The sequence below is a fragment of the Dapis hubbardiae BLCC-M172 genome (genome assembly GCF_050016015.1).
GTDB lineage: Bacteria > Cyanobacteriota > Cyanobacteriia > Cyanobacteriales > Microcoleaceae > Trichodesmium.
In genome coordinates, this window is the sequence record NZ_JBNHEQ010000008.1 from 29,929 (window position 1) to 38,997 (window position 9,069).

Sequence of the window (9,069 nt, forward strand, 5' to 3'; positions counted from 1 at the left end):
AGTCCTTCAGGTAATTTTTCTGTAACTTTTTCTAGTCCTTCAGGTAATTTTTCTGTAACTTTTTCTAGTCCTTCAGGTAATTTTTCTGCAACTTCCTCTAGTCCTTCAGGTAATTTTTCTGTAACTTTTTCTAGTCCTTCAGGTAATTTTTCTGCAACTTCCTCTAGTCCTTCAGGTAATTTTTCTGTAACTTTTTCTAGTCCTTCAGGTAATTTTTCTACAATTTATCCTCCAGTATTACCAATAGATTTCAAACTTTGTAATGGATTAGTAAGTAAAGACAATGGGTTTAAAAAGAGGAGTTTAAAAAAATTGATAATTGTAGTAATAACTGTTATGATAATGTTAACAATATATCTGATAAATGATGAAATTTTGCTAATAACATTGACTATAAATAAATATATTTTTACTGGAAGAGCAATAAATAATTGAACAAATGTTTTTAACCAGAAAAATACTTTTTTTATTATATCAATTGTAAATTCATATATTTTGATAATTAGATTTATACAAGCTTTAACAATAGCTTGAATCCATGACCAAATTTTGCTGATAACCTTAAGTGTAAATAAATAAATTTTTATGGGAATGGCTATGAAAATTTTAAATAGTCTTTTTAGGCATAAAAATATCTTCTTAATCGGACTAAAAATGAATCCAAAAAAGTTTTTAATAGAACGCAGCATTCCCATCAAAACACTTAAACCAGGTAGAGGTAGTTTTTCTGTGACATTTTCCACATTTTCTGTTAGTTTATTTGGTACATATTTGAGAGTAGATAAATTTTCTGTGGGTAAATTGTCAGTAAGATTTTCCACTACATCAGTAGTTTTTTTCAGAGGATTAGGAAGAGAGGGTAAATCCCCTTTATCTCGCCGATCTTTGAAATTTTTCATTTCAAACTCCTTGAATTAATTAAAACTTTTAATAGCTTTTTGAACTTGGGTTTAAATCTCCTTGTCAACATCTAATCTTGCTGATTGCTGTTTGCTGAATGCTGATTGCTTTTTAATAATAGACATCTCCAGAAATTAAAATTTAACCAATTAATTATCGGAGATATCTAACAAAAAAGATAGAAACCGGGTTTGTATTAAATGCCCCACCATACTAACATTTACCTCCAACAAACCCGGTTTCTTTAAACACTCGGATTTGATATAGCAATCCTAAATAAGTCGCGGGTAATCAAAAAGTAGATAAAAAACTTGAGATTCCCGCCTGTTCCCTGTTCCCTATTCCCTGTTCCCTGCTATACAAAATGATAAGGGGGAAGTGCTTCACTCAGACTAATTTGCCAATGGGAACACTCAGCTTGCCATTTTGGGAGATCTTGAGTAGTTAGAATTTCTGCTTCACTATTGGCCAATAGATGTACTTGCTTAATTCCCCCTTCTGTGCAGTCTTTAAATACTAATTTGGGATAATCTTGAACAATTAACTGACGTATATTTTCCCACTGTTGACGTTGCTCGGTTTGAAAAGCTTGTTGTTGTTGAAAGCGCTGTTTTTTGGCTAATAAATAAGCTTTGCCACGAGCTTGACCAATTTCCAGAGTAGAAGGAGCTGAAACTGGTGAAAAAGTCACAGTATATTCTGCCTTTTCTGCTAATTGAGTTAAAGTCGTCAGATATTGTTGCTGATGATTTTGTAAGTGATTAATAATATTTTCCACCGCAGCAAAAGCATTACCAAATCTTAGTGGTAATAGGGAAGTTTGCTGAAATATTTCTCTAATTACGCGATCGTGGTTTAAAACTGCTTCTAGTAATTTTTCGTCTGTTTCTTGTATTGCTTCAATAGATATATCTGCTTCGGTTACAGCAGCAAGATTTTGATAGGGAATTAGTTGGACTTCCTTCTCCATTCCTTTTGGCAATACTAGGGATGATTTAGGTAGAAGAAAAGCGTAGACATAAAATGACATTTTGGGTGCTTGGTTGTTATGGCAGTGAGTTTTTTTGCTCGTAGGTTGGGTTGAGGGTTTCCCGAAACCCAACAGAAGTAATACCGTTTCATGGAAGTCAAAAGTCAAAATTCCAGTAGGGTGTGTTAGCGAAGCGTAACGCACCGAAATATTTGAGATAGTTAGCAAAGGGTAACGCAGACATATTTGGGATAGGAGGTGCGTTACATTTCATTAACGCACCCTACTGGACTGACACAGCTAAAATGGTGCGTTACGACGGATTCCTGAATTCTTTTCATAGTCTGAATTTAAGCCGTCTAACACACCCTACAATTTTGCACAAAATTAGCTGTGTCACACCACTACTTACTAGAATCAGAATTAAAATCCTGAGATTGTTTTTGATTCATCAGAGCATTGTAAGCAGTAGTAAAGTGAGCATTTGTAATCCTGATTTTCTTTGGAGACTTAATCCCTTTTGCACTATAACTACGAATCGCAGCTAAAGCAGCTTGATTAGTCAACAATGCTAAATCAGCTCCATTCCAACCTACCGAATTTTCAATCTTCCCTCAAATTTACTATCAATAGCTTCTACTTTTTCACCAAATTCAGATTCTTTACTGCTGTATTAGTTAACAGTAATTTAATTTATGACAAATTTACAAGTAAAAATCCCAACAGATTCAAGAATCTTGATCGTAGAATATGGAAATCCTAAATAGTTATAGGTTGTAAAATTTTATTGTAGGGGTTTGGTTCCCAAATCCCATTTGCCCCTAAGTTTGGAGACAAAACCCCTAAAGTTTACAATTTTTGCTTATTTCTACCCGCTACTCCCTACAAAGACTTTTTCAGCAAACCCTAAATATCTACAACAATGTAACCTTGATTATTCAATACAATACCATCCTTTCTTTCAAAAACAGTTTGAATAAATAACGAACAATTCCGGTAACAAAAAACTGCTTCCTTTTCACCTAAAATACTAGCACTATTAAAAAACAAAGGTAACTCTGCTAATAGATACTTAACAGCAACTTCTAACCGATAATTACTAATGTCTGTTTGAGATTCCACCAGCTGCCTAGAAGTTTCAAGACAGTTTCTTCTAAATTCAATATCATTAGCATATTTATCTTCATAAAATTTTAGTGCTGAGAGATAATTTGTGTTTTTATTCAAATACTGGGAATCTATAATTAGTTTTTCTGCTTCATTCCTTGACAGGTCTAATCCTGTTAATGCTCTTAGACATTTATTTATTAGATAATTAGCTTGTCTTTTAGCTTTTTTTATAGCTTTAACTTCATCATATCCTAAAGCCATTAGTGTATATACATACGGTTCATCTGGGATAAAAAGATTAAAGCTCTTAAAATTATTCATCGCCCAATTTGATAAAGTACCTATATTTTTTTCAGAAAAAAAGCTATTAAATGGACTAATACCTAAAACTGCATATTCTCCTTGTTCATATAATAATTGGCAATTACTCGTAATCGGATATACCTTACTTATTAGCTCTAATTCTGTCATAGTTATAGTCATTTTACGGCTTACTTTTTAGCAATATAATAATTGTTGAAAATATCTTCTGGAATTTGTTTAACATCCACATTTATAAACCCTGCCTCATTTAACATTTTCAGTGCTTTTTGTTCTCCCCACATTGCACCAAGTCCTGCCCCATTTTGTCCTAATGAAACGGTCATGCAATGCATACAAGATGTTGTGTATAACCACGGTCCTAAAGGATGCTCCAGGTTTTCGTGCAGATTACTTGATGCTCCCAAGTCAACCATCAAGAAAGTTCCGTCAGGTTTAAGTGAATCAGCAATTGATTTCAAGACTTTAGCTGGTTGTGCCATATCGTGGATAGCATCAAAAGCTGTAATTAGTGCGTACTTATTTGTTTCCTGGAAGGTTGTAATATCTTTGGCTTCTAAGTTAACATTGGTTAGGCCAAGGGATTTTGCTTTTGCTCTAGCAGCATCCATAAATTATCAATTAATTCTCCTTCCAGTTAAGTTTTCCCTGTTCCCTATTTTATGAAGATGTCTATTGTTGGGTTTCACTCCGTTTAACCCAACCTACATTTACTAGACTCGACTAACTCCCTGGATGAGTCATATTTTTAGGAATCACAATCTCGTCAAATTCCTCTGCCGAAACATAACCTAATTCCAAACAAGCTTCCTTCAAAGTTAAATCTTTCTCATGGGCAAAATGAGCAACTTCCGCAGCCTTATCATAACCAATTTTCGGACTTAAAGCTGTCACTAACATCAAAGATTGTTCCAAATAAAAATCAATTTTTTTCTGATTTACCTTCAAATCAACTAATAGAAAATCCGTAAAATTATTACAACTATCAGCAAGCAAATTAATCGACTGAATCAAATTAAAAACCATCATCGGTTTATAAGTATTTAACTCAAAACTACCCTGGGCACCAGCAAAAGCGATCGCTGCATCATACCCCATCACCTGAGTCGCCACCATCGTCATCGCCTCACACTGAGTAGGATTAACTTTTCCAGGCATAATAGAAGACCCCGGTTCATTTGCAGGCAAAATCAATTCCCCAAACCCACATCGAGGCCCGCTTCCCAACCAGCGAATATCATTAGCAATTTTCAGCAACGAACAAGCTAAAGTCTTTAAAGCACCACTCGCCATTACTATCGCATCATGGGCAGCTAAAGCAGCAAACTTATTAGGTGCAGACACAAAAGGCAACCCGGTTATTTCACTAATATGTTTCGCAGCAAGTTCGGCAAAACCACTCACCGTATTCAACCCTGTTCCTACTGCAGTACCACCCAAAGCTAGTTCGTACAAATCTGGCAATGTATGAGTAATACGATGCAAATTTGCATCTAGTTGCGCCACATATCCTGAAAATTCTTGCCCCAAAGTCAACGGAACTGCATCTTGTAGGTGAGTACGCCCTATTTTGACAATTTCCGAAAATTCTACTGACTTCTCTTGCAGTGCATCCCGCATTTTCTTAACTTTCGGCAACAACTTTTCATGTAATGCTACCGCTGAAGCGATGTGCATGGCAGTCGGGAATGTATCGTTAGATGACTGCGACATATTAACATGATCGTTAGGATGTATCGGGTTTTTGCTTCCCATTTCTCCACCAGCAATTTCGATCGCCCGGTTAGCTATGACTTCGTTAACATTCATATTGCATTGGGTGCCACTTCCTGTCATCCAGACTCGTAGTGGGAAATTTCCATCTAGTTTCCCAGCAATAATTTCTTCCCCTGCTTGAATGATTAATTTTGTTTTGTCTTCTGGAAGTTTACCGAGTTCGTGGTTAGTTTGAGCAACTGCTTTTTTCAGGATAGCAAATGCTTTGATAACTTCTGGTGGAATATAGTCTTGCCCAATAGAGAAGTAGATAAGCGATCGCTGAGTTTGAGCGCCCCAATAACGGTCTGCTGGCACTTCTATTTTTCCCATGCTATCGCTTTCGGTTCGCATTTTGGGCGGTGTTGATTCTGTCATTGGTAATTTCTGTGATACAGTTTATTTTTCTATTTACCTACATCATCAGCTTTTATCCCACCTACTTAGTTAAATTTTTATTATTAGACATCTCCAGAAAATAAATAAACCTTTTAGTTGTATTAGCTAAAGAAAGAAAAAGTCACTATAAAAAATCCTTTTTCCTACCTTTTTCGTAAAAATATCTTACCTGTTCCCAGTTAAGTGTTCCCTGTTCCCTGTTCCCTACCATGCGCAAAAAATCTATATCTTTTTCACGCCTAGGTCTATTGTGTATTAAACTCAATTCAATTACCTTGCCAAAACCAATGACTGGGATGTGACTAAATTACTTTGACTTTTAGATTGCTGTTTTTTTGACTTTAAGTATTTTTCTACTATTTCTAAAATTTTATTTGCACTTGCAGGTTTTCTTAAAAAATCTGTTGCACCTGCTACTTGCGCTCTAACCCGATTTATCCAGCTATCTTCCCCTGAATAAATAATAATAGGAGTTTCTTTATAAGCAGGAGCTGTCCGCAAAAAATTACAGAGTGCATAAGCATTAACATTAGGTATAACTAAATCCATAAATATTAATTGAGGTGGCTTTTTAGCCATTAACCCTATGCCCTCCATTGGGTCAGTAATTTTATCAATTTTATATCCTTTAGGCATGAGAATTTGCTCTAAAAAATTACCTGTTGTTAGTGTAGAATCTATACAAGCTATTGGAATTCTGGTGCGATTTGTGCCACAGTAAACTAAGCGTAATTGTTCTAAAGGAGAGGGTAAATCTGGTACTGCTCGAACTTCGATTAAACCTTGTTTAAAAAAATGATATAAAGTACGAGTTGTTAGGGCTAAACATTGCTTCTTTTGCACTGCAATATCCCACAAAGTATTTTGACCATTAAATTGATTATTAATCGCCTCTAAAGATGCTGCAGAGAAACGACTTTGTGACTTTACAGATTTTTTCACTATTGGAGCTTGCTCTGGCCACATCTCACTAATGCCCATTTTTTCCCAGCGTTCCCAAAGTTTTTGTGCTCCCTCTATAACTTGTTTTAATTCTGATATAGATAATGCTAAGTTACCAACAATTTCTGAAGTTAATTTTTGATAGGAATGCCAGTTTAAATTTAAAACTGGCTGATTTGCTAAAGAAAATAAAATTTCATAGCTGCTACTACGGATAATTGCTTTTGCTTCTTCTACAGTGATTTGCTCTTGGGTAATACCCTGTTTGAGAAGTTGATATTCCCATAATTCTTCATTAGATAATAAAGCAGCATTAAATTTTAAATTTTGACAATGTTGACTAACTGCTCGATACCAACGTCTAGTTTGATGTAATCCTCCTGTGGCATATAACATTAGTCCCCGACAAAAGTAAATTTGCCATTCTTGTTCCCCATTATCTATAATTAGTTTGCCTGTTGCTTGTTTCTGGCCAAGTACAGCCAAAGCATTCCATATTTTATTGCACCCTGTATTAGTTACTAACATATATTATTCATTAACTATATTATTTTATTTTATAGTATATAGTTTTTCAAATCATTTGGTGAAACTATAAGAAAGTTTTAGGTATAGGTTTTAGGTTAATACTTTAATGTTCGCTCTTGAATTAAAGCCTAAGAAATTGTAGATATCCTAGGTGAAGCCGGGTTTTTATACCTAGATTGATCTAATATATAGACAACATAGCAACTTTCCAGCGGAGGTACGATAGATTTAATTTTTTAGTCATTATGCGTTTATTTTAATACAGCGGGATATTAATTTAAGTATATGTAATTATCAACTACTTATTAAACCAAAAATTACATTAGTTTTCTACAGCAAAACAAGTAAAATTATATGCTCGTTCTAAACTGATGATTTGGGAATTTTTAGACTCTTGTCTATTTACATATTTTGCTACAACTTCCACAACTTTTTCTGGGCTAGAAGATTTACATAGATAATCATTAGCACCTATTAACTTAGCTCTAGTCCGATCGATAATACCATCTTTAGTCGATAAAAATACAATTGGTGTATCTTTAAACATAGTAGTTTTGCGTAAAAAATAACATATTGTATAACCACTAACTTTAGGCATCACTAAATCCAACAAAATCAAATCAGGTTGATAATCTTCTAGGACTGCTAACCCCTTAATTGGATCTTGAATATGCACAACTTTGTATCCTAATGGCTGGAGAATTTTCTCCAAAAAACTACCCACAAGATGACTATCATCAATACAAGCAATTGTAGCTTTAGGCCGACTATTTTCTACAGATACTAAGCGTGATTTTTCTGGGGGTGAAAGCCAATCTTCTACTTGCTTAAAATCAATTAAACCTCGTTGTTCAAAATCATATAAATTACGCGCTATTTCCACTAATGACATTTTCATTAAAAATGCAATATCCCAAATTGTTCTATCGCAATTTAATAACTTATTTACTGTCAACAAAAAGTCTGAATTTTCTTGAATTGGCAAGTTATTTGCATCTCTGACAACAGGGGTACTATCGGGATTAATATGCCATAAACCTTCCTCTTGTAAAGATGTCCAAACTCTTTTTGCTGAACTCAGAACTTCTTTAATTTCTAGTCTGGATAAAAGTAAACTCAGAGCTGTTTGAGAACTAGGGTGTTTCTGGGGATGCCATCTTCTTGTTAAACCAGGTTGACTAATAATAGCAAAAAAAACTTCTTCCGCAATAGTACGGAGAATTGCCTTAGCTTGACCTAAAGTTATCTGATTTTCACTAATGGCTGTTTGTAATAATTTATATTCCCATAGTTGATTATTGCTTAACTGATTGACTTCAAATTTAAAGTTAGGACAATGTTGACTAATAGCTCGATGCCAACGTCTGGTAGAATGTTTACCCCCACTTGCATATAGGAGATGACCAAATAGGAAGTAAAGTTGCCATTCTTGATTGCCATGAGCGACGACTAACTTACCAGTAACTTGCTTTTGGCTAACTATACTAAGGGTATTTGCCAGCTTAATATAGCCTATTGTTGATGCTGACATAATGATTTTACCTTTAACATAATAGTGACATTTAATTTTGATGTATTAACAAACAAAGAAGTATAATATAGATACCACCTTTATTATTTAATATTTCTTTGATTTTGTCATGGTTTGTTATACTGATTTTTTAGTATAATCTCGTTTATATATCAGAATTTTCTCGGAAATTTTCTTAGTTATTATTGTTACTTAAAAGACAATCTTTATCGCTCCTCATACTTTTGGCCTATTTACCATCCGCCATTTTGCTGATTTTTGAGTTTTTTTGTGAAGCAGCTTCATAATTTAGATTGTGAGTATTTGATACAGCAGATTTCGGACAAATGAGGTACAACTTTGAATACTAAAAATCTTGTGGTGTGGGTATCTTACCCCCTAAATCTCTAGCTCATAACATCGGGAAATGCTGTATTTTCTACATTGATTTAATTTTAGCTTAACTCAGTTGATTCCCAGACTACCACAGGTCTGATATTTTGGGTGTTTTACATTAAAGAATGATTAGTTTGTGGGGGCAGTACCTCTATACGCATCATACCATGTCCGGTTGAACACTTATAATTAAGATAGTAAGGGAGTAGGGGAGTAGGGGAGTAGGGGAGTAGGGGAG

The 9,069-nt window shown here is 34.5% G+C and carries 8 protein-coding genes; all 8 read right to left on the reverse strand.

What is annotated here, in order from left to right:
- Window positions 1-224: 224 nt before the first annotated feature.
- The gene (locus tag ACP6PK_RS00730; protein WP_426556902.1) at window positions 225-899 is read right to left on the reverse strand and encodes a hypothetical protein; all 675 of its coding nucleotides are present in this window, start codon (window positions 897-899) and stop codon (window positions 225-227) included.
- Window positions 900-1,255: 356 nt separating this feature from the next.
- Window positions 1,256-2,074 (reverse strand): GvpL/GvpF family gas vesicle protein, encoded by an 819-nt coding sequence (locus tag ACP6PK_RS00735; RefSeq protein WP_210407191.1) that lies wholly within the window; start codon window positions 2,072-2,074, stop codon window positions 1,256-1,258.
- Window positions 2,075-2,274: 200 nt separating this feature from the next.
- Complete coding sequence (locus ACP6PK_RS00740; RefSeq protein WP_168186298.1) at window positions 2,275-2,439, reverse strand: hypothetical protein; 165 nt, start codon at window positions 2,437-2,439, stop codon at window positions 2,275-2,277.
- A gap of 337 nt (window positions 2,440-2,776) precedes the next feature.
- Window positions 2,777-3,451 carry a tRNA-dependent cyclodipeptide synthase gene (locus ACP6PK_RS00745; RefSeq protein WP_426556904.1) on the reverse strand — a complete coding sequence of 225 codons (675 nt, stop codon included), beginning with the start codon at window positions 3,449-3,451 and terminating at the stop codon, window positions 2,777-2,779.
- A 20-nt stretch (window positions 3,452-3,471) separates the two neighbouring features.
- Window positions 3,472-3,912 (reverse strand): methyltransferase domain-containing protein, encoded by a 441-nt coding sequence (locus tag ACP6PK_RS00750; protein ID WP_426556906.1) that lies wholly within the window; start codon window positions 3,910-3,912, stop codon window positions 3,472-3,474.
- 112 nt (window positions 3,913-4,024) lie between these two features.
- Window positions 4,025-5,434, reverse strand: coding sequence for a class II fumarate hydratase (gene fumC / locus ACP6PK_RS00755; protein ID WP_426556908.1), 1,410 nt, complete (start codon window positions 5,432-5,434; stop codon window positions 4,025-4,027).
- 291 nt (window positions 5,435-5,725) lie between these two features.
- On the reverse strand, window positions 5,726-6,925 hold the full coding sequence (locus ACP6PK_RS00760; protein WP_426556910.1) for a response regulator: 1,200 nt from the start codon (window positions 6,923-6,925) through the stop codon (window positions 5,726-5,728).
- A gap of 322 nt (window positions 6,926-7,247) precedes the next feature.
- Entirely contained in the window at window positions 7,248-8,456 is a 1,209-nt protein-coding gene (locus ACP6PK_RS00765) for a response regulator (protein WP_094674171.1), read from the reverse strand.
- Window positions 8,457-9,069: the final 613 nt, after the last annotated feature.